The 19,646-nt window shown below is 57.2% G+C and carries 21 protein-coding genes; 14 read left to right on the forward strand and 7 right to left on the reverse strand.

Features of this window, described 5'->3' with window-relative positions; genetic code table 11:
* The first annotated feature begins 100 nt into the window (after positions 1-100).
* From hda to folK, 4 genes are read left to right on the forward strand one after another with little or no spacing between them, the layout of a single operon-like run.
* Positions 101-787, forward strand: a complete 687-nt coding sequence (gene hda, locus ABWO67_RS00835) for a DnaA regulatory inactivator Hda (RefSeq protein ID WP_353146330.1) — start codon at positions 101-103, stop codon at positions 785-787.
* A 17-nt stretch (positions 788-804) separates the two neighbouring features.
* Positions 805-1,503, forward strand: coding sequence for an HAD family hydrolase (locus ABWO67_RS00840; protein WP_353146332.1), 699 nt, complete (start codon positions 805-807; stop codon positions 1,501-1,503).
* 9 nt (positions 1,504-1,512) lie between these two features.
* Positions 1,513-2,862 (forward strand): polynucleotide adenylyltransferase PcnB, encoded by a 1,350-nt coding sequence (gene pcnB, locus ABWO67_RS00845; protein ID WP_353146334.1) that lies wholly within the window; start codon positions 1,513-1,515, stop codon positions 2,860-2,862.
* Positions 2,859-3,332, forward strand: a complete 474-nt coding sequence (gene folK, locus ABWO67_RS00850; protein WP_353146336.1) for a 2-amino-4-hydroxy-6-hydroxymethyldihydropteridine diphosphokinase — start codon at positions 2,859-2,861, stop codon at positions 3,330-3,332. The genes pcnB and folK overlap by 4 nt, the downstream gene beginning before the upstream one ends.
* An 8-nt stretch (positions 3,333-3,340) precedes the next feature.
* On the opposite strand, the gene ABWO67_RS00855 is transcribed toward folK, so the two are convergent.
* The 5 genes from ABWO67_RS00855 to ABWO67_RS00875 form a co-directional block, all read right to left on the reverse strand.
* On the reverse strand, positions 3,341-4,156 hold the full coding sequence (locus tag ABWO67_RS00855) for an HpcH/HpaI aldolase/citrate lyase family protein (protein ID WP_353146338.1): 816 nt from the start codon (positions 4,154-4,156) through the stop codon (positions 3,341-3,343).
* Entirely contained in the window at positions 4,156-5,382 is a 1,227-nt protein-coding gene (locus ABWO67_RS00860; protein ID WP_353146340.1) for a CaiB/BaiF CoA transferase family protein, read from the reverse strand. The genes ABWO67_RS00855 and ABWO67_RS00860 overlap by 1 nt, the downstream gene beginning before the upstream one ends.
* Positions 5,379-6,209: an HTD2 family dehydratase gene (locus ABWO67_RS00865; RefSeq protein ID WP_353146342.1), complete on the reverse strand. Its 831-nt coding sequence runs from the start codon at positions 6,207-6,209 to the stop codon at positions 5,379-5,381. Before ABWO67_RS00865 ends, ABWO67_RS00860 begins: the two co-directional genes overlap by 4 nt.
* 146 nt (positions 6,210-6,355) lie before the next feature.
* On the reverse strand, positions 6,356-7,879 hold the full coding sequence (locus tag ABWO67_RS00870) for a fumarate hydratase (protein ID WP_353146344.1): 1,524 nt from the start codon (positions 7,877-7,879) through the stop codon (positions 6,356-6,358).
* Positions 7,880-7,950: 71 nt separating this feature from the next.
* Positions 7,951-8,718, reverse strand: a complete 768-nt coding sequence (locus tag ABWO67_RS00875; protein WP_353146346.1) for a crotonase/enoyl-CoA hydratase family protein — start codon at positions 8,716-8,718, stop codon at positions 7,951-7,953.
* Between the two features lie 170 nt (positions 8,719-8,888).
* Here ABWO67_RS00875 and glyQ point away from each other — a divergent pair, with 170 nt between their 5' ends.
* Genes glyQ through gloA form a run of 6 tightly spaced genes read left to right on the forward strand, consistent with a single transcriptional unit; the run spans position 8,889 to position 14,516 of the window.
* Positions 8,889-9,797, forward strand: a complete 909-nt coding sequence (gene glyQ, locus ABWO67_RS00880; RefSeq protein WP_353146348.1) for a glycine--tRNA ligase subunit alpha — start codon at positions 8,889-8,891, stop codon at positions 9,795-9,797.
* Positions 9,797-11,947 (forward strand): glycine--tRNA ligase subunit beta, encoded by a 2,151-nt coding sequence (glyS, locus tag ABWO67_RS00885; RefSeq protein ID WP_353146350.1) that lies wholly within the window; start codon positions 9,797-9,799, stop codon positions 11,945-11,947. Before glyQ ends, glyS begins: the two co-directional genes overlap by 1 nt.
* Positions 11,944-12,483, forward strand: a complete 540-nt coding sequence (gene gmhB, locus ABWO67_RS00890) for a D-glycero-beta-D-manno-heptose 1,7-bisphosphate 7-phosphatase (protein WP_353146352.1) — start codon at positions 11,944-11,946, stop codon at positions 12,481-12,483. Before glyS ends, gmhB begins: the two co-directional genes overlap by 4 nt.
* 2 nt (positions 12,484-12,485) lie before the next feature.
* On the forward strand, positions 12,486-13,214 hold the full coding sequence (locus tag ABWO67_RS00895) for a lysophospholipid acyltransferase family protein (protein WP_353146354.1): 729 nt from the start codon (positions 12,486-12,488) through the stop codon (positions 13,212-13,214).
* On the forward strand, positions 13,201-14,085 hold the full coding sequence (locus ABWO67_RS00900; RefSeq protein ID WP_353146355.1) for a M48 family metallopeptidase: 885 nt from the start codon (positions 13,201-13,203) through the stop codon (positions 14,083-14,085). Before ABWO67_RS00895 ends, ABWO67_RS00900 begins: the two co-directional genes overlap by 14 nt.
* Before the next feature lie 35 nt (positions 14,086-14,120).
* Positions 14,121-14,516 carry a lactoylglutathione lyase gene (gene gloA / locus ABWO67_RS00905; RefSeq protein ID WP_353146357.1) on the forward strand — a complete coding sequence of 132 codons (396 nt, stop codon included), beginning with the start codon at positions 14,121-14,123 and terminating at the stop codon, positions 14,514-14,516.
* On the opposite strand, the gene ABWO67_RS00910 is transcribed toward gloA, so the two are convergent.
* Complete coding sequence (locus ABWO67_RS00910; RefSeq protein WP_353146358.1) at positions 14,513-16,735, reverse strand: acyl-CoA dehydrogenase; 2,223 nt, start codon at positions 16,733-16,735, stop codon at positions 14,513-14,515. The two genes, gloA and ABWO67_RS00910, sit on opposite strands and share 4 nt — an antisense overlap.
* A 357-nt stretch (positions 16,736-17,092) precedes the next feature.
* Between ABWO67_RS00910 and ABWO67_RS00915 the strand changes: the two genes are divergently transcribed.
* Both ABWO67_RS00915 and ABWO67_RS00920 read left to right on the forward strand, forming a co-directional pair.
* Positions 17,093-17,440: an HVO_A0114 family putative DNA-binding protein gene (locus tag ABWO67_RS00915; protein ID WP_353146360.1), complete on the forward strand. Its 348-nt coding sequence runs from the start codon at positions 17,093-17,095 to the stop codon at positions 17,438-17,440.
* 58 nt (positions 17,441-17,498) lie between these two features.
* Positions 17,499-17,906 (forward strand): hypothetical protein, encoded by a 408-nt coding sequence (locus ABWO67_RS00920; protein WP_353146361.1) that lies wholly within the window; start codon positions 17,499-17,501, stop codon positions 17,904-17,906.
* Here ABWO67_RS00920 and ABWO67_RS00925 read toward each other — a convergent pair.
* Positions 17,903-18,331, reverse strand: coding sequence for a DUF1810 domain-containing protein (locus ABWO67_RS00925; protein ID WP_353146362.1), 429 nt, complete (start codon positions 18,329-18,331; stop codon positions 17,903-17,905). The two genes, ABWO67_RS00920 and ABWO67_RS00925, sit on opposite strands and share 4 nt — an antisense overlap.
* 98 nt (positions 18,332-18,429) lie before the next feature.
* Here ABWO67_RS00925 and tam point away from each other — a divergent pair, with 98 nt between their 5' ends.
* Together tam and ABWO67_RS00935 are read left to right on the forward strand one after the other, a co-directional pair.
* Entirely contained in the window at positions 18,430-19,194 is a 765-nt protein-coding gene (tam, locus tag ABWO67_RS00930; RefSeq protein WP_353146364.1) for a trans-aconitate 2-methyltransferase, read from the forward strand.
* Positions 19,195-19,205: 11 nt separating this feature from the next.
* Positions 19,206-19,634, forward strand: coding sequence for a VOC family protein (locus ABWO67_RS00935; protein WP_353146365.1), 429 nt, complete (start codon positions 19,206-19,208; stop codon positions 19,632-19,634).
* Positions 19,635-19,646: the final 12 nt, after the last annotated feature.

A 19,646-nucleotide genomic window follows, 5' to 3' on the forward strand; every position in this document is an offset into this window, starting at 1 on the left:
AATTAAATACCAGGGTTGATTTTACGATGAACGCAGAAAATGCACGCCCCTGGCATGCGGCGACCGGGCAAAAGCCGCGGCGCCCCCTATTAGACAACACATGACACAGCAACTGATACTGGATTTGTTACTGCCCTCTGCCCCGTCGCTGGACAACTTCGTTGTCGGCGAGAACGGACAGGCGCTGGATGCCCTGCGCAACTGGGAGACCGGACACGCAATTTACCTATGGGGTCCGCCTGGCTCGGGCCGCACGCACTTGCTTCGGGCCACGGCAAGCGGGCTCAATGGGCTTTATCACGGGCCTACCGATAGCCCGGCTATTTTGAAGGATATCGCCACCGGCGATTACCTTCAGCACAGATTGATTGCGATCGATAATGTAGAGCTTCTGGACGCCGATGGTCAGGCAGCCCTGTTTGCCCTGTACAATCGCTGGCGCGAGGTCGCGGCTACCCGCCACAGCTTCGCGCTGATTTTAGCGGGGGATCGGGCTCCGATGGCGATGCCGCTGCGCGAAGACTTGCGCACACGACTAGGCTGGGATCTGGTGTTTCGCCTGGAGCTGCTATCTGACCAGGATAGGGCCGAAGTCCTCAAGGCGCGAGCCGGCGAGCGCGGCTTGCAGCTTTCACCCGAGGTTATAAGCTGGATCCTTACCCACTACGCACGCGACATGAGTCGTTTAAGCGAACTGGTTGATTCCCTGGATAGCTATTCCCTGGAGAAACGCAGGGCCATTACCTTGCCCTTATTAAAAGATTTTCTGGCTTCCAGCCAGACCTAAATGAATTGATACCAACAATGTCTGTAAAACGCCTTGCCCTGTTCGACCTGGATCACACGCTGCTTCCTCTGGACAGCGATTATCAGTGGGCCGATTTCCTGGCTCGCACTGGGCGGGCCGGCGATCCGGCCGAAGCACAACGCCGCAACGATGACTTGATGCATCGCTATAACGCCGGCAATCTTACTGCCGAGCAATCCGCCGAATTCATGCTGGGCCTGCTGACTCGGGCCGATGCGGCCGAGCTGGCCCATTGGCACGAAATATTCATGGCTGAAGTCGTGCGTCCGGCCATTCTTCCTATCGCCAAGCGCCTGGTTCAGGATCATATCGATCAGGGCGACCTGTGCGCTATCGTCACCGCGACCAACGAATTCGTTACAGCGCCCATTGCCCGCGAATTTGGCGTGCCGCACCTGATCGCCACCATTCCCGAAGCCCAGAACGGACGATATACAGGGCGTATTCAAGGCGTGCCCAGCTTCCAGGCAGGCAAGATCACACGTGTCGACGAATGGCTGGCGGGCATGGACTTGGCACGAACCGACTTCGAATGCTCTTTCTTCTATAGCGATTCGCCCAATGACCTGCCTTTGCTGGAAGTCGTCACGCACCCTATTGCCACTAACCCCAGCCCGCCGCTGCGCCTGATCGCACAAGAGCGGAACTGGAAAATCCTTGATCTTTTCAAGGACATGCAAGACGCAAAGTCTTAAAATACATTCATGATTAAAGAAACAATAAAAAACTTTGTAGGTCGTCTATTCTCCGCGCCGCGCCGCGGGCCTGAACGCTTATCCCAAGACAAGCATGGCATTGACCGGCGCAACGTCTCGCGCCACGCCATCAAAGTGTGTGAAGTGCTTCAGCACGAAGGCTATGCCGCTTACATCGTGGGCGGTGCTGTGCGCGATCTTATCGTAGGCCTGGAGCCCAAGGATTTCGACGTGGCCACCAACGCCACGCCCAATCAAATTCGCGCGCTGTTCCGGCGCGCCCGTATCATCGGCAAGCGCTTTCAATTGGTGCATGTGGTGTTCGGCCAGGAAATAATTGAAACCTCTACATTCAGGGCCCCGGCATCGGTCGAACAAGACACCGACGAACATGGCCGCATTCTGCGCGACAACTTGTTCGGTACGCACGAGGAAGACGCCGCGCGCCGCGACTTCACATTGAACGCGCTGTATTACGACCCCGTCACGGAAGAAGTCATCGACTACCATCGCGGCGTGCAAGATCTGAAAAAGCGCGTGGTGCGCATGATAGGCGACCCCGAAACACGCTATCGCGAAGACCCGGTGCGCATGCTGCGCGCGCTGCGCTTCGCTGCCAAGCTCAGCGCCACGATAGATCCAGCCTCGCGCGAACCCATCTTGCGCATGGCGCCGCTTATCGAAAATGTACCGTCCTCGCGCTTGTTCGACGAAATCCTCAAGCTACTGACCTGCGGGCATGCCATGGACTGCGTGCGCCAGTTGCAGGCCGTTGGCCTGGACCGCGGCTTGCTGCCCCTGATCGACATCATCTTCAAACAAGAAGGCGGCGAAGAGTTTGTCGAACTGGCGCTAGCGCGTACCGACGCGCGTGTGCGGGCAGGCAAGACCGTTAGCCCAAGCTTCCTGTTTGCCGCACTGCTGTGGAAACTGGTCAATAAGCGCTGGCAAGAAATCTGCGCCGGGGGCGAACACCCCGCTCAGGCACTCATGCAAGCAGCCGACTCAGTCGTGGAAGAGCAAACCCGCAAACTGGCCATACAGCGCCGCTTTCAGGCTGACATGCGCGAAATCTGGTTCATGCAAGCCCGCTTCGAGCGCGCCAACCCCAAGACCATATGGCGCATGCTGGAGCAGCCGCGCTTTCGTGCCGCCGTTGACTTCCTGCAATTGCGCGCCGAGGCGCGCGAAGTGGATAGCGTACAAGCGCAATGGTGGATGGACTTGGCTAATGCCGATGACTCTACGCGAGCTGAACTGATCGAAACTTATCAGGCGAAGACACGCAGCAAACCGACCACGACGCGGCGTCGCCGCAGCCCCAAACGGCGTGCTCCGGCCAGCACACCCCAAGCATGACGCTGGCGTATATTGGCCTGGGCGCGAACCTGGGCGATGCACAAGTTGCTTTGCTGCAGGCTGCCGACGAACTGGCGCAAATGCCGGGCACAGAGCAATTCGAACTATCGCCGCTATACCGCAGCGCGCCAATCGACTCCAGCGGACCTGATTACATCAATGCCGTTGCTTCATTTGATACGGTGCTGACAGCCAGGCAGTTGCTGCTTGCATTGCAGGATATCGAACAGCGCCATGGGCGCCTGCGCCCTTATCGCAATGCCCCGCGCACGCTGGATCTGGACTTGCTGCTGTTTGGCGACCAGAACATCCAGGAACCCGATTTGATTGTGCCCCATCCCCGCATGCACGAACGTGCATTCGTATTGCGGCCGCTGTCGGACCTGTCGCCCGGCTTGATATTGGCGCAGGGCCCGGTCGCCGCCTTGCTGGCGGCATGCTCTGACCAGGCGCTGGCGCGTATTCCCTGAACCAGCGATCAGGGCTGTTGCCGCAAAATCTGCCTTGCCCGCTCTATAACGGGCGCATCCACCATTTCTCCATCCATCTGGAAGGCCAGCGATCCGGTGGAATCGGCCATCGCAACAATGCGCTTCGCCCACTCTGTGTCGGCGGCCGTTGGCGCGAATGCTGCATGTATTGTGGCGATTTGCGCAGGATGTATGCATAGCATCCCGCCAAAGCCCATGTCTCGTACCTGCCGGGCCAGTGCTGACAAGCCGTCTTGATCAGAAAAGTTCGGGTAGACGCCATCCAGCGGTGCCGCCAGCCCGCAAGCGGCGCTATGCAACAGAATCTGGCAACGTATTTGGTTAAGCAGCAACGCCGCGCCAGCGGTATCGGGAGTCGCACCTAATTCGAGCATGAGATCCAGACTACCAAAGGATAGCCGCGCAACACCCTGCTGTGCCGCCAGTTCATCCAGCGCCAGTACGCCCTTGGCGCTTTCCACGATGGGCAGCACGGCTTTACCCGCCCCCGTTACCTGCTGAAGCTGCTGTGCCGATTCGGCCTTGGGCAGCAACACGGCTTTAATGTTGTCATACGCCGCGCATAAAGCCAGATCGGCATTGAACCAGGAGGTTGTCGCGCCGTTGGTCCGCACAAAAAAGGAAGACTGCGGATTAGCGCTGGCAAACTCACGCAAATGTTCCCGGGCCTGATCTTTAAGGTCGTGCTGAACCGCATCTTCAAGATCGATAATGACGGCATCGGCACCAGCGGCCAAGGCCTTGGCAAATCGCTCTGGCCTGGTCGCCGGCACGAACAATGCCGATCTGATTTGTTGCTGCATTAAATAACCCCTTGTTGCGCCAAGCCCTGGATTTCATCTTGCGAATAACCCAGTCCGGCAAGAATAGAAGCGGAATTCTCGCCCAGTGCGGGGATCTTGTCCATGCGGGCCTCGAATGCCGAACTCGTTGCCGGCGGAATCAGCGCCGGCAGTAGACCGACAGCACTATCCACAGTGGTCCAGCGCTGGCGTTCGGCTAGCTGCGGATGATTCCACACGTCCTGCATCGTATTGACGCTGGCATTGGCAATGTTTGCGGCTTCCAGGCGCTCAATGACCTGGGCACGCGACAAGGATGCAAACGTCGTGACAATCAATACCCGCAGCGCCTCTTTGTTGGCCACGCGCTGGGTGTTGTTGCTGAACCGGCCATCGGCCGCCACGTCAGCCTGTTTCAAGACAATGTTGCAGAATGCCGCCCACTCGCGTTCGTTTTGCAGCCCCAGCATCACTTCGCTGCCATCCCCCACCGGGAAGGGGCCATAGGGATAGATGGTGGCGTGCGCAGCGCCTGCGCGTTGTGGTGGAGGCGCGCCGTCAAACGCGTAGTACATGGGGAACCCCATCCACTCGACCATGCTTTCCAGCATGGATACGTCGATGCGGCTGCCTTGGCCTGTACGCCCGCGCAGCAATAGCGCCGACAAAATGCTGCTATAGGCGTACATGCCTGCCGCAATGTCGGAAATCGAACAGCCCGCCTTGGCACGACTGTCCGGTGTTCCAGTAACGGATAAAAATCCGCTTTCACTTTGAATCAGCAGATCGTAGGCTTTTTTATCCTGATATGAGCCGCCTTCGCCATAACCAGAAATATCGCAGACGATCAGGCTCGGGTGCTTTTCGTGCAAAGCTTCGAATGACAAGCCCAGGCGGGCCGCCGCACCAGGCGCCAGATTTTGTACCAGCACATCGGCCTGCCCCAGCAATTCGCCCAGGATATCTGCCGCTTCTGGCCGTTTAAGATCCAGCGTCAGGCTTTCCTTGGAACGATTAGTCCACACAAAATGCGACGCCATCCCCTTGACCCGCTCATCGTAGCCACGGGCAAAATCCCCCACGCCGGGTCGCTCGACCTTGATGACGCGAGCGCCCATATCGGCAAGCTGGCGGGTGCAAAATGGCGCGGCAATGGCGTGTTCCAGGCTCACAACGGTAATACCGTCCAGTGGCCGCGGCGCTGCGGGATTGCTGGTTGCAATAGTAGGTTGTGTTGAAGTGCTCATGCCTTGAACCTTAATTCAGCTTGATGGGCAAGCGTGCCGTCTTGTTCCGCCCAGAGTTGGGCCGTATTGTCCTGTGTCAGCATGCCGGCCACCTGGAAGGGGCGCGGCGCGACCAGCGGCCTCAAACCGCGGTAAGAAAAGGAAACAACGTCCTTGTCGGGATGGGCATTGGTGAATGCCTGGCATTGCAAGGTCGCGATCATGGGGCCGTGCACCACCAAACCGGGATAGCCTTCGGCTTGCGTTACGTAGGGCTCATCGTAATGAATGCGGTGGCCGTTGAAGGTTACCGCCGAGTAGCGAAACAGCATGACGGGCGTTGGGTCGATATTTTCGGACCACTGCGCTTGCGGCGCCGGCACGCTACCCTCTAGCTTGGGAGGGCTGGGCTCGCGGTAGACGATGTCCTGTTCTTCGGAGATGCATAATACGCCGTCCTGGGTGTATTCATGCTTTACCGTTACGAACAACAACTTGCCGGTACTGCCTTCTTTTTCCTTGACGGCGGCGATAGTCGACAGCCGTTTGCCTGGCGTCCCGATGCGTAAAGGTTGCAGAAACTCCAGGCGACCGCCCGCCCACATGCGGTTACGGTTATCTGCCGCAGGTAGAAAACCACCACGTTGCGGGTGGCCGTCTGTGCCTATCTGGTCGTAAGGCACACCCTTCACAAACAGGGCCCAGTGCCATAGCAAGGGCAGCGCGTCGCCTACCTGGGGCGTTGCCGCACCCAGGCTGAGTGCGACCTTCTCGATGTGGCCAATGTCGATCGAATCATTGCATTCTTCGGTCCGGCCAATCCAGGCAGAGGGGTTCGGGGCTGTCATGAGGCTCTTTTTCCGTTAAATCAGATAAAGCACTAGCTTGCATGCTTATGCAGCGCTTGTGAATTCGATTTTGGATAAGCCCCTCTTCACTTGGCTTAAACAGGCCGGATTCGCTCGCGTGGCGAGCATAATCCGGCATCCCTTGATTACACTGGGATCAGAGGAATTTCGGCGATGCGCGCCTTCCATTCCCGGGGACCGGTTTCGTGCACCGATGTACCGGTGGAGTCCACCGCCACGGTAACCGGCATATCTTTGACATCGAATTCGTAGATGGCTTCCATGCCCAGATCTTCAAAACCGACAACCTTGGCGCCGCGTATCGCCTTGGAAACCAGATAAGCCGAACCGCCCACAGCCATCAGGTACGCCGAACCATGCTTGCGTATGGACTCGATGGCAACCGGACCGCGCTCGGCCTTGCCTATCATGGAGATCAGGCCAGTCTGTTCCAGCATCATGTCGGTAAAGCTGTCCATGCGGGTAGCGGTAGTAGGGCCTGCCGGACCAACGACTTCGTCGCCCACAGGATCGACCGGGCCTACGTAGTAAATAACCCGATTGGCGAAATCCACGGGCAGTTTCTCGCCCTTTGCCAGCATGTCTTGAATACGTTTATGGGCGGCGTCGCGGCCCGTCAGCATTTTGCCTGACAGCAGCAAGGTCTGGCCTGGCTTCCAGCTGGCGACTTGCGCTTTGGTCAAAGTGTTCAGATCCACCTGCAACGATTTATTGTAGTCAGGGGCCCAATGGACATCAGGCCAGTCCGAAAGCGCTGGCGGCGTCAGTTGGGCTGGGCCAGAGCCGTCGAGTTCGAAATGCACGTGGCGTGTTGCCGCGCAGTTGGGGATCATGGCTACTGGCTTGGAGGCGGCGTGTGTCGGGAAAGTATGAATCTTGACATCCAGCACCGTAGTCAGACCACCCAGGCCCTGGGCGCCTATGCCCAGCGCATTCACCTTTTGGTAGAGCTCGATACGCAGTTCTTCGAGCTTGTTTTGCGGTCCGCGCTGCAAAAGCTCGTACATGTCGATATCTTCCATCAGGGACTGCTTGGCCATCAGCATGGCTTTCTCGGCTGTTCCGCCGACCCCAATACCCAGCATGCCCGGCGGGCACCATCCTGCGCCCATCTGCGGCACCGTCTTCAAAACCCAATCGATCAGCGAATCGCTGGGATTAAGCATGGCAAATTTGGATTTATTTTCCGAGCCGCCGCCTTTGGCTGCCACTTGCACATCGACTTTAGCGCCGGCGACCAGCTCGACACTGACAATACAGGGTGTATTGTCGCGTGTGTTCTTGCGCGTAAACAAAGGGTCGGCAAGGATGGATGCGCGCAAAGGATTGTCGGGGTTCAGGTACCCTTGGCGCACCCCTTCGTCGCAGAGATCTTGCATGCTGCGCTGTGTATCGAAGCGGACATCCATGCCCACTTTCAGGAATACGTTGACGACGCCGGTATCCTGACAAATCGGGCGATGGCCCTCGGCGCACATGCGCGAGTTGGTCAGTATCTGGGCAATTGCGTCTTTGGCGGCTGGGCTTTCTTCCAGTTCGTAGGCGCGAGCCAGATGCTGGATGTAATCAGCCGGATGGTAATAACTGATGAACTGCACGGCGTCCGCGATGGACTGGATCAGGTCGGATTCTTTAATTGTCGTAGTCATGGAGCTTATATAGTCATAAAAAAGGCAAGCATGTAACACCTGCCGAGGTTACTGGCCAGTTGCGCAAAGGCTTACTTCCCGGTCCACACAGGCTTGCGCTTTTCGGCAAAAGCGGTCGCGCCTTCTTTGGCGTCGGCCGATACGAAAATATGGGCGACCCGAGGCCGCTGCAAATCGAACATGTCAGACTGGCGCCAGTCGCGGGATTCGGACACGATTTTTTTGGCGGTTTGCACAGCCAGAGGGCCGTTTTCGGCTATGACGCGTGCCAACGCCAGAGCGCCCTCAAGTGCCTTGCCTGGCTCAACCAGGCGATTGACCAGACCATACTGATGCGCGCGTTCAGCGGGCAGCATTTCGCCTGTCAGTACCGCTTCCATGGCAATATGATAAGGGATGCGACTGGGTAAACGAACCATGCCGCCGGAACCGGGCACGATGCCGCGCTTGACTTCCGGCAATCCGAAACTGGAGTTGTTTGCCGCCACGATCATGTCGCAGGCCAAAGCCATTTCACAACCGCCCGCCAAAGCGTAGCCTTCTACCGCGGCGATCAAGGGCTTTCTGGGGGGCCGTTCGCAAAGGCCGGCAAAGCCGCGGCCTTCGACCAAAGGGCGCTGGCCATTATGCGCAAATGCTTTCAAGTCCATACCGGAAGAAAAGGTGTTATTGGCCCCGGTAAGAATCCCAATTACCACGTCATCGTTGGCGTCAAGCTGATCGAACGCCTTGGCCAGTTCATGCGCGGTTTCATAGTTGATGGCATTGCGCGCCTCGGGCCTATTGACCGTAATGATCTGTACGCGATCGATGATTTCCACTTTTACCAAATCAGACATAAATCAATTCCCAAAAAGCCGCGGCGCCAGCAAGCGCCTGTTAAAGACAGTCGATAACGCAATATCATACGACCAATTACCAGAGCCCCAATTACTGGGCTGCCTTCTTTGGCGCGGAACCAGTTAAAATTGAAAAATTTTGCGGCTTTTCGCTTTACTGGCTTTCGCTCATGCTCACATTTCAGCAAATCATTTTAACGCTCCAGCAATACTGGGATAAGCAGGGCTGCGCACTATTGCAACCCTACGATATGGAAGTCGGCGCGGGCACTTCGCATACGGCAACCTTCTTGCGGTCCATCGGGCCTGAGCCATGGCGCGCGGCATATGTACAGCCTTCGCGCCGCCCCAACGACGGCCGCTACGGCGAAAACCCCAATCGGCTGCAACACTACTACCAATACCAGGTAGTACTCAAACCCGCCCCCACCGACATCATGGACTTGTATATCGGTTCGCTGGTCGCGCTGGGCATCAACCCCCAGGAACACGACATCCGCTTCGTCGAAGACGACTGGGAAAACCCCACGCTGGGCGCATGGGGCCTGGGCTGGGAAGTCTGGCTTAACGGCATGGAAGTCACCCAGTTCACCTACTTCCAGCAAGTCGGCGGCCTTGACTGCAGCCCGACCACAGGCGAGATCACTTATGGCCTGGAACGCCTGGCCATGTATCTTCAAGGGGTCGAAAGCGTATACGACCTGGTCTGGACCGAAGGCGCGCATGGGCAGAAAGTGCTGTATCGCGATGTCTTCCACCAGAACGAAGTGGAACAATCCACTTATAACTTCGAGCATGCGTCCATCCCCATGCTGCTGGCCCACTTCAACGATTACGAAGCCGAAGCACAGCGCCTTATCGAAGTCCCGCTGGCATTGCCCGCCTACGAGGCGACACTTAAAGCTGCGCACACCTTCAATATGCTGGACGCCCGCGGCGCCATCAGCGTTACCGAACGAGCCAGCTATATTGGCCGCATCCGCAACCTGTCGCGCGCCGTCGCCCAGGCTTATTTTGATTCACGCGAAAAACTTGGATTTCCCATGCTAGTCAACCGCAACGGCACGGAGGCTGCATAATGACCACAGCCACCGCCGCATCGACACAGCCCTTGCTGATAGAACTGCGCACTGAAGAACTCCCGCCCAAAGCACTACAGAAATTGGGCCTGGCCTTTGCCGAAGGCATACGCAAAACACTGGATCAGCACCATTTGCTGGCCGACGATTGCGGCATCACGGACTTTTCCACGCCGCGCCGCCTGGCTGTCCTGCTAAGCGCCGTACTGCCTCAGGCGCCCGACTTAAGCTATACCGAAAAACTGATGCCGGCCAAGATTGGCCTAAGCGAAACAGGCAGCATCAGCCCCGCCTTGGCAAAGAAACTGGCCAGCAAAGGCCTGGAGCACCTGTCAGCCGCCGACCTGATCACCGAGTCCGACGGCAAGCAAGATTATCTGTACGCCAAAGGCATAGCCGCAGGCGCAATGCTTGCCGACGCCTTGCAGCAAGCGCTGGACTACGCCATTACCCACTTGCCCATACCCAAGGTCATGCGCTACCAGTTGGCCGACGGCGTCAGCAGCGTCAAATTCGTACGCCCCGCGCATGAACTGATTGCACTCTGGGGCAACGACATCATCAAGATACAGGCCTTGGGCTTGACATCCGGGCGCACCACACTGGGCCATCGCTTCATGGCCCCCCAGGCGATTACCATCGCTTCGCCCGACACCTACGAAAAGCAATTGCATGACGAAGGTAAAGTGATTGCGTCGTTTACCGCGCGCAAGGAACTGATCAGCCAGCAACTGCAAAGCCAGGCGCAAGCCCTGGGCGCCACGATAGGCGCCGGTCCCGAAGTAGACGCGTTGCTTGACGAGGTCACCGCGCTGGTAGAACATCCCACTGTATACGTCGGCGAGTTCGAAGCGCAATTCCTGCAGGTGCCCCCCGAATGCCTGATTCTGACCATGCGTCTGAATCAAAAATACTTCCCGCTTTTCGAGCCGGCAACTGGCAAGCTCACTAGCCGCTTCCTGATCGTCAGCAATATGCACGTCGATAATCCCGTCCATATCATCGAAGGCAACCAGCGCGTCGTGCGCCCGCGCCTGGCGGATGCGCAATTCTTTTTCCAGACTGACCGCAAAACGCGGCTGGCCGATCGGGTAGCCGGCCTGGCCACCAGCGTTTATCACAACAAACTGGGCTCGCAACTGGAGCGCGTGGAACGCGTGCGTCAGATAGCGCGCTATCTGGCAGGCCAGCTGCAGGCGAATACCGAACATGCCGATCGTGCCGCGTTGCTGGCCAAGGCCGACCTCGGTTCCCTCATGGTCGGCGAGTTCCCCGAGCTGCAAGGCATTATGGGCGCTTACTACGCCAAAGCAGACGGCGAGCCCGACGATATCGTCCTGGCCCTAAAAGAGCAATACCGTATCCGCCTGGATACGCCCGTCAATGCCGATACCCTGACCTCGACCGTATTGTTCATTGCCGAGCGCGTCGAAACACTGCTGGGCATCTGGGGAATAGGCCTGGTGCCAACGGGCGAACGCGACCCATACGGGTTGCGCCGTGCCGCGCTGGGCATGATCAGCGCCTTCGAGCAATTGCAAGCGGGCGGCTACTTGGCCATCAACGACAGCGCCAGCCTGCGCCTGCCCGAACTGCTTGCCTTTGCGGCAACCACCTTCGCCCCCGGCGTCCTCAGTTCAACCTGCGGCGCCGAGGTTCAAGCATTTATTTACGAACGCTACCGCAACCAATTAAACAGCGACTTCGACCGCAATGTGGTCGACGCTGTGCTGGCGCTCGAGCCTGCGCTGCACCAAGTACATGCCCGCATACAGGCATGCGCCAGCTTTGCACAGCGCCCCGAAGCCGAAAGCCTGGCAGCAGCCAACAAGCGTATTACCAATCTGCTTAAAAAGGCCGATACTGAACACGGCGCTGTCGACCCAGGAAAACTTCAAGAGCCAGCCGAACAGGCATTGGCCCAGGCCATCAATACGCTCAAGCCCCAGGCGCAGGCGCAACTGGCCCAGGGCGATTTCACGGGTAACCTGGCGACCATGGCACAATCCAAAGATGCCGTTGATGCCTTTTTCAACGACATCATGGTCATGGCCGACGATCCGGCCATACGCGCCAACCGACTGGCCTTGTTGGCAGACCTCCATCAGGTCATGAACCAGGTGGCCGATATTTCCAGGTTAGCCCAGTGAAAGTAGCCATTCTCGACCGCGATGGCGTTATCAATCAAGATAGCGCAGATTTCATCAAAAACCCTGACGAATGGATAGCCCTGCCCGGCAGTCTGGAGGCCATCGCGCGCCTTTCCCGCGCCAATTGGCGCGTGGTCATTGCCAGCAACCAATCGGGCGTCGCCCGCGGCCTGTTCAGCATGGATACGCTCAACGCCATCCATGCCAAGCTGCGCCGCGAAGTCGCGCAGGTCGGCGGCAGCATCGATGCCATCTTTGTTTGTCCCCACGGACCTGACGACGGTTGCGAATGCCGCAAACCCCGGACTGGCATGTTTCTCGACATAGCCCACCGTTATGACATCGATCTGAAACATGTGCCGGCCGTTGGCGACTCCCTGCGAGACCTGCAGGCGGCTGTCGACGCCGGCTGCTCGCCGTGGCTGGTACTGACCGGCAACGGGCAAAAAACACGAGATAACGGCGAGATCCCGGCAGGCACTCAAATCAGGGACAATCTGGCCGCCGTCGTCGACGCGTGGCTTTCCGAGGAATAAACATGGCTCTACTTCGCGCGACGCTCTATCAGATTTTTCTGTTCATTACCGTTGTTCCTTATGCCATCGCCAGCCTTTTGTGCGCGCCGCTGCCTTTGCACTGGCGCTATAAAGTCACCACCGGCTGGCCCCGGCTGGGAATCTGGGGCGCCAAAGTAATACTGGGTATCCGCTGGGAAATCAAAGGGGCCGAAAACCTGCCCGATGGCCCGGCCGTCATGCTGTCCAAGCACCAGTCAGCCTGGGAAACCATGTTCATCATTGCGCATATGCCACGCGACATGTGCTTTGTGTACAAACGCGAGCTGCATCGCATTCCTTTCTTCGGCTGGGGCCTGGCATTGCTGCGCATGATCCCCATAGACCGCGCCAAAGGGCGCGACGCCTTCGAGCAAGTCGTGAAAATCGGCCAGCAACGCATCAACGAAGGTCGCTGGCCTATACTGTTTCCCGAAGGCACTCGCATGTTGCCCGGCAAAACCGGACGATATAAATTGGGCGGGGCATTGTTGGCCACGCGCACCAATACCCCCATCATCCCTGTCGCCCATAATGCGGGCGAATGCTGGCCACGCAATGCCTTTATTAAGAAGCCCGGGCTTATTACGGTTTCAATAGGCCCGCTTATTGAAACGGCCGGCCTGGATGCAGACACGGTCAACAAGAAGGTACAGGAGTGGATCGAATCCGAAATGAGGGTACTGAATCCAGAACGATATGGGCTTGACTAAGCAACTCTCCTTGTTTTCCGATACGCTGGCCTCGGCCTTCGCGCTACAACCTGAACCGCAGCCTGCGCCAGAGCCTGTCGCCAGCCACGAAAACATCGTTACGACCCGCCCTCCGGCTTTGCCGCTGAATGCCCGCTGGCGCGAGGTGAAGACGCCTCAACAAACCATCGGTTATGTACTGCAACGCTCACGACGCAAAAGCATAGGCCTGACCATCAACGATGACGGGTTACAGATTACGGCGCCCAATTGGGTCACGCTGGGCCAGATAGACGCCACCGTCATTGAAAAAGCGCCATGGATACTCGGCAAACTGCTGATCAGGCAGACGCGACAACAGCACCTGGCTACCGCAGACACGCTATGGCAAAACGGGGGCACCATCCCCTACCTGGGAAAGCGCATCGTCCTGAACCTGGACAGCATGCAGAAATCGCCGATATTCCAGGGTAGCCCCTTCGCGCCCGACGATGGCGACATGCTTAGCCTTGCGTTGCCAGCCGACGCCGATCGCAACCGCGTGCGCGATAGTGTGCATTCCTGGCTGCAGCAGCAGGCAAAGATCTGGTTCGGCGAACGGCTGCAGCATTTTCTGGATGCCAGCCAATTGACGATCCGTCGCTGGCGGCTTTCATCCGCGGCAACGCGCTGGGGATCATGCAGTAGCGATGGAAACATCATGCTTAACTGGCGACTGATACACTTTGAACATCACATTATCGATTACGTCATCGCCCACGAGATCGCCCATTTGCGGGAAATGAATCACAGCAAGGATTTCTGGCGCGAAGTCGAACGGATATTGCCCGGCTTCGAAAAATCGCGCAACGCCCTTAAGCAGCACGATCCCGCTTCGTTGCCGTTGATTTAATCGTCTTACCCCAAATAACCGCCAAGGAGAATTTTGTGCGATTACTACATACTATGCTGCGCGTAGGCAACCTGGACCGATCGCTGATGTTTTACACCGACGTTCTGGGCATGAAATTGCTGCGCCGTAAAGATTACCCCGATGGCAAATTTACCCTGGCCTTTGTCGGCTACCAAGACGAAAGCGAAGGTGCCGTCATCGAGCTGACCCACAATTGGGATACACCCGCTTATGACTTGGGCAATGGCTACGGCCATATCGCCCTGGAAGTCGAAGACGCTTACGATGCCTGTGCCCGGATCAAGGAAAAAGGCGGCAACGTTACGCGCGAAGCCGGCCCCATGAAACACGGCCAGACCGTCATCGCCTTTGTGGAAGACCCGGACGGCTACAAGATCGAGCTGATACAGCGCAAAGAACGGGCTGACTAAACCGGTTGCCGCTCGAATTCGCCGGGCGCGAAATCATCCACGTCGATGACTGCAGCCACGGCCTTTTCGGCGGCCTCCAGGGAGTTTGCCTGAGCATCCGTGATTGCGCCGCTGGCATGCGCCAGCCGCCAATCCCGCAGGCCGGCATGCTTGATGCGGTCAAGCAAGGGCTGGATTTCAACCACAAGTTCAAAAGCGCGTTCCAGTTGCTCTACGCTGGGGCTATCGTGGCCTTCCCAGACCGCGCCAACCAACCTGTCGCGGGTATCAGACGGCTCAAGCAGCAAATTGGCACACAGCGCTGTAGCCTTATCCGATGGCGGCGTGGCCCGCATACCGGGCGGCAGCAGCAAAGCGCGCAAGACCCAACCCGCGCTACGCATAGGCAGGTTTAGCAAGACATCGTCCAGACGCTTCTCGATAGTGGCGAACCCTTGTTGGGCACACCATGCAACCAGAGGCAGGTCGGATTCGTGCTGGCCTTCATCCTGCCAGCGCTTGAGCACGGCGGACAGCAAATACAATTCGGCAAGCACGTCGCCCAATCGGGCCGACAGCATTTCCTTGCGTTTGAGCGACCCGCCTAATGTCAGCAAAGCAACTTCGGAAACTAGCGCGAACGCCGCTGCGTAGCGGTTCAGGCTGCGATAGTAAGGCGCCGCTGCCCTGCTTCCTTTAGGCGCGGCGACAAAACGGCCTGCTGTCCACGCCGTGCCCGTGGCTCGAAGCGCATTTTTCAGGCTATGCGCCAGATGTTTCCAGATGACAGCATCAAACGCGTCTTCGCCGGCCAACTGGTCGCTATTGCCCAGAGCCACCACTTCTTTCATCAAGTAGGGATGAGCGCGGATAGCCCCCTGACCGAATACGATAAGACTGCGCGTAAGAATATTGGCGCCTTCTACCGTAATAGCCACCGGCAAAGCCCGATAAAGATTGCCCAAATAATTGGCTGGCCCATCAATGACCGCCTTGCCTGCGTGGATGTCCATGGCGTCGTTGACCGATTGCCGCATGCGCTCTGTCGCGTGCAGTTTCATGATGGCCGACACCACTGATGGCTTGTACCCCAATTGCAGGCCTGCACAAGTAAAGCGTCGTGCGGCTTCGACCAGGTAGGCATTGCCGGCCAAGCGCCCCAGTTTTTCCTGCACCCCTTCGAACTTGCCTATAGGTATGCCGAACTGCGTACGGACACGGGCATAGGCCCCTGAGGTATGGGCGGCAAACGTGCAGGCGGCAGCCGACAAGGACGGCAAGGAAATGCCGCGGCCCGCAGCCAATGCGCTCATCAGCATCTGCCAACCCTGCCCCGCCTGTGCCACGCCCCCTATCAAGGCATCAATGGGAACAAATACATCGTTGCCTTCGGTAGGACCATTCTGGAAGGCCTGCATCGCAGGAAGATGGCGCCGTCCCGTCACGACACCGGGCAAGCTGGTAGGCACCAGGGCAACGGAAATACCCAGCTCCGGCGTGTCGCCGATAAGACCGTCAGGATCGGATAGCTTAAAGGCCAGGCCCAGTACCGTGGCGACCGGACTAAGGGTGATATAGCGCTTACGCCAATTCAACAGAATGCCCAAGGTGTCTACGCCGTCGATATCGCGACGGCAAACCACCCCAGAGTCAGTCATGGCCGCGGCGTCGGAACCCGCCTCGGGGCTGGTCAGGCCGAAGCACGGGATCTCTTCGCCTCGGGCAAGCCGCGGCAGCCAGTACTGACGCTGCTCTTGCGTACCGAATTGCATGAGCAGTTCGCCGGGCCCCAGAGAATTAGGAACCATGACGGTAACGGCGGCGGTAACGGAGCGCACCGATATTTGCCGAACGACTTCAGAATGCGCGTAGGGCGAGAAGCCCAGACCGCCGTATTCCTTAGGGATGATCATGCCGAAAAAGCCGTGCTGCTTGAGGAAGGCCCAGACTTCGTCGGGTAGATCGCCATGCTGCCAGGTGATTTGCCAGTCGTTGAGCATGCGGCACACCTGGGCGACAGGGCCATCCATGAAGGCGCGTTCATCGGGAGTCAGCGCAACCGGCTTGACGTTGACCAGCGTTTTCCAGTCAGGATTGCCGGAAAAAAGTTGCGCGTCCCACCAGACGTCGCCTGCTTCGATGGCCTGCTGTTCCGTAAGCGACAGGCTGGGCATGGTCTCGCGCGCCATGCGATACAAGGGCTCAGTCAACCACTGACGACGCCAGGCTCTCCAATTCATGATGTTCCCTCTTGCAGCGTGATGTGTTTATCTTGTAGATGCCATTATCCACTGAAAGATAGGGTGCTGTGTTGGTCTGCCCCTATTGCTGATGGCGCTTGAACCCTTCACGCCACGGACAAAACCGTCCGCGTCTCAATTGCCGCTTAATGCTGGCCCAGGGATACTAAGGCCTATACCAAAACCTATCATCTGATGATATGATATATGAAACCTTGTAATCTTGGCCTTGATACCCTGTTAGAAATGGACGGCAACATTATTGATCAGGAAATGAGTTTAGAAGCGCTATGACTTATTGGCCGATTTTTTCTTGGAAGTTGATCGTGCGCTGACTCTAGATAGGAACAAACAACAATGACAATAACTATTGGAATTTTGTCTCAGGAAAAAATTCGGCAACGCTTACTGGCGATTGCGAAAGGCGACTATAAGCCCAAAGCTAACGAGCCTAAGGTGTGGTTTACCTCGATGCGATCACTCGCCGAAGTATTAAGTGATGACAACCGTGCCCTCCTGCGAGTCATCCAGTCACGACAACCAGCGTCCATTGCCAATTTGGCTGAGATCACCGGCCGTAAACCCAGCAATCTATCCCGCACGTTGAAAACCATGGCTCGTTACGGACTGGTAGAGATGCAGCGTGAAAGTCGAGTGGTGCGCCCCGTCGTCAAATCAACTGAATTCCAAATTTTCGCAAGCTGACGAAGATAGCGGTAAGATGGCTCTTGTCTTACGATAACCCACTTGCAGTATGAGCTCTATGTCGCCATCGCCCGCCATCCCCATCCGAGAACCCTGCCCTGCCGGCGCCTGTACGTGCGATCGAGACGGCCTGCTGAATGGGTCTGGCGGCGATACCCGCATACTGTGGCTGACCAAGCACGAAGAAAAAAAGCTGATAGCGCGTATTGAAAGTATTTCCAGCTACGCCGATCTGCTGCATATCCAGGAACGAATTTACGCCCAACTAGGCATCATTCTGGAAATCACCCCTGGCATTAACGAAGTACGCACCATGCGCGGCTTTAACATCCGGCTTGTCGCGCGACCAGGGCTATGCAGCAAAACGCAACAAACCATTCCCGCAGCCATTCGTCGCTGCCTGGAAACCCATCCCGAAATCGCCTACACCATACTTAACCAGAACGATCTGCTAGGCGGCATTTAGCCCGACAACCCCAGACACTTCAGCGTTAAGGCATCCAATTCGCTATTAAAATATTTTCGCAGCGTACCGCTAAACACCTGATCATCAGTATCTGCGCACGAAAACAATGTCATTGAAGAATGGAATTTCATATCGTCGGGATAGCCGAAAATCTGCCCGATGGACCGCCCCTGCACGGTACTCACCAGCCGGGTGCATTCCCGCAGCCTTTCGCCAAGTATCGGATGATCCAAATACGCCTTGGCCTCTGCTAGCGAAGAAATAGCAAAGGTACGCGCCATGTCGCTATGGCCTAAACCTTCAATTTGCGGAAAAATGAACCACATCCAATGACTGCGCTTTTTACCAGAGCGAAGTTCCGCGCAGGCTTGATGAAAGACCTTGTCTTGTGCATCAATGAAGCGTTGCAAATTATAAGTATCCATTGCCCCCGACCTCCATTGCGTATTTACGCAAACCAGCTTTAATTCTATTCTGTTTAGTATGCGTTCTCGAAACGCCCCAACCCACAACGGTAAACACAATGACCTGGTCTGCAAAACAATACTCAATTTTCGAAAATGAACGAACGCGGCCAGTGCGCGACCTGGTCGCGGCCATACCACTACAAAATGCTCGCACCGCTGTTGATCTAGGCTGCGGCCCGGGTAACTCCACAGAAGTTTTGGCTCAACGATTTCCCGGCGCTACAGTCACCGGCATGGACAGCGCTGGCGACATGGTTGCAACTGCAAAAAAGCGCCTGCCCGAACTTGATTTCGAGCAATCCGATATTCAAACCTGGAATCCGGCGGCACAATTCGATGTGATATTGGCAAACGCATCACTGCAATGGCTTCCTGATCACGCATCCCTGTACCCCCGTCTGCTAGGCCAACTCGCGCCCGGTGGCTGCTTGGCCGTGCAAACTCCCGACAATCTGGAAGAACCGGCCCACAAGCTATTGCGCAAGGTTGCCGAGAATGGCCCATGGGCGGGGAAGCTGGCTGGAACCATCCTGCCGGCTAGGCATAACGCCAATTGGTACTACGAGTTGCTTCACCCCCTCTGTACCCATGTCGATGTATGGCGAACAACCTACTACCACCCGATGAAGGGCGGCGCCGCGGCAGTGGTCGAATGGTTTAAGGGATCTGCGCTGCAGCCTTATCTTGCACAGTTGAGCAAGGACGAACAGGATGCATTCCTTGTACGTTATAAGGCAGCCATAGCACAGGCGTACCCGGCGTTAGCTGATGGCACTGTACTGCTGCCCTTCCCCAGGCTTTTTGTTGTTGCCAACCGCTAAAGGAGAGCTCCATGGAAACCCAAGAACTACATCGTGGCCGCCTGATCGATCACATACAGTTGGTCGTACGGGATCTTGCCGCCAGCCAGAAATTCTACGAGGCCGTCTTCGACGTTTTGAAAATCCCTATGGGCGGCGAAGGAGATGGGTACTTCTGGGTCGACGAACTATTCGTGTCCTCTGCCGATAGCAAAGCCGCGCACGGGGAACTGACAGGACGCCATCACCTGGCATTCCAGGCGCGGGACAAAGCGATGGTCAATGCTTTTCACGCAGCGGCGCTGGCCAATGGGGGCAAAAACAATGGAACCCCGGGATTGCGCGATTACCATCCGGGCTACTATGCCGCCTTTGTTCTTGACCCTGACGGCAACAACATCGAAGCCGTCTACCACGGTGAAGCACAACGCAGCGCACCTTCAGTAAAAATAGCGTTTTGAAGCCGCGCTGAC

The sequence above is a fragment of the Pollutimonas bauzanensis genome, assembly GCF_040393045.1.
GTDB classification, from domain to species: Bacteria; Pseudomonadota; Gammaproteobacteria; order Burkholderiales; family Burkholderiaceae_B; genus Pollutimonas; species Pollutimonas bauzanensis_A.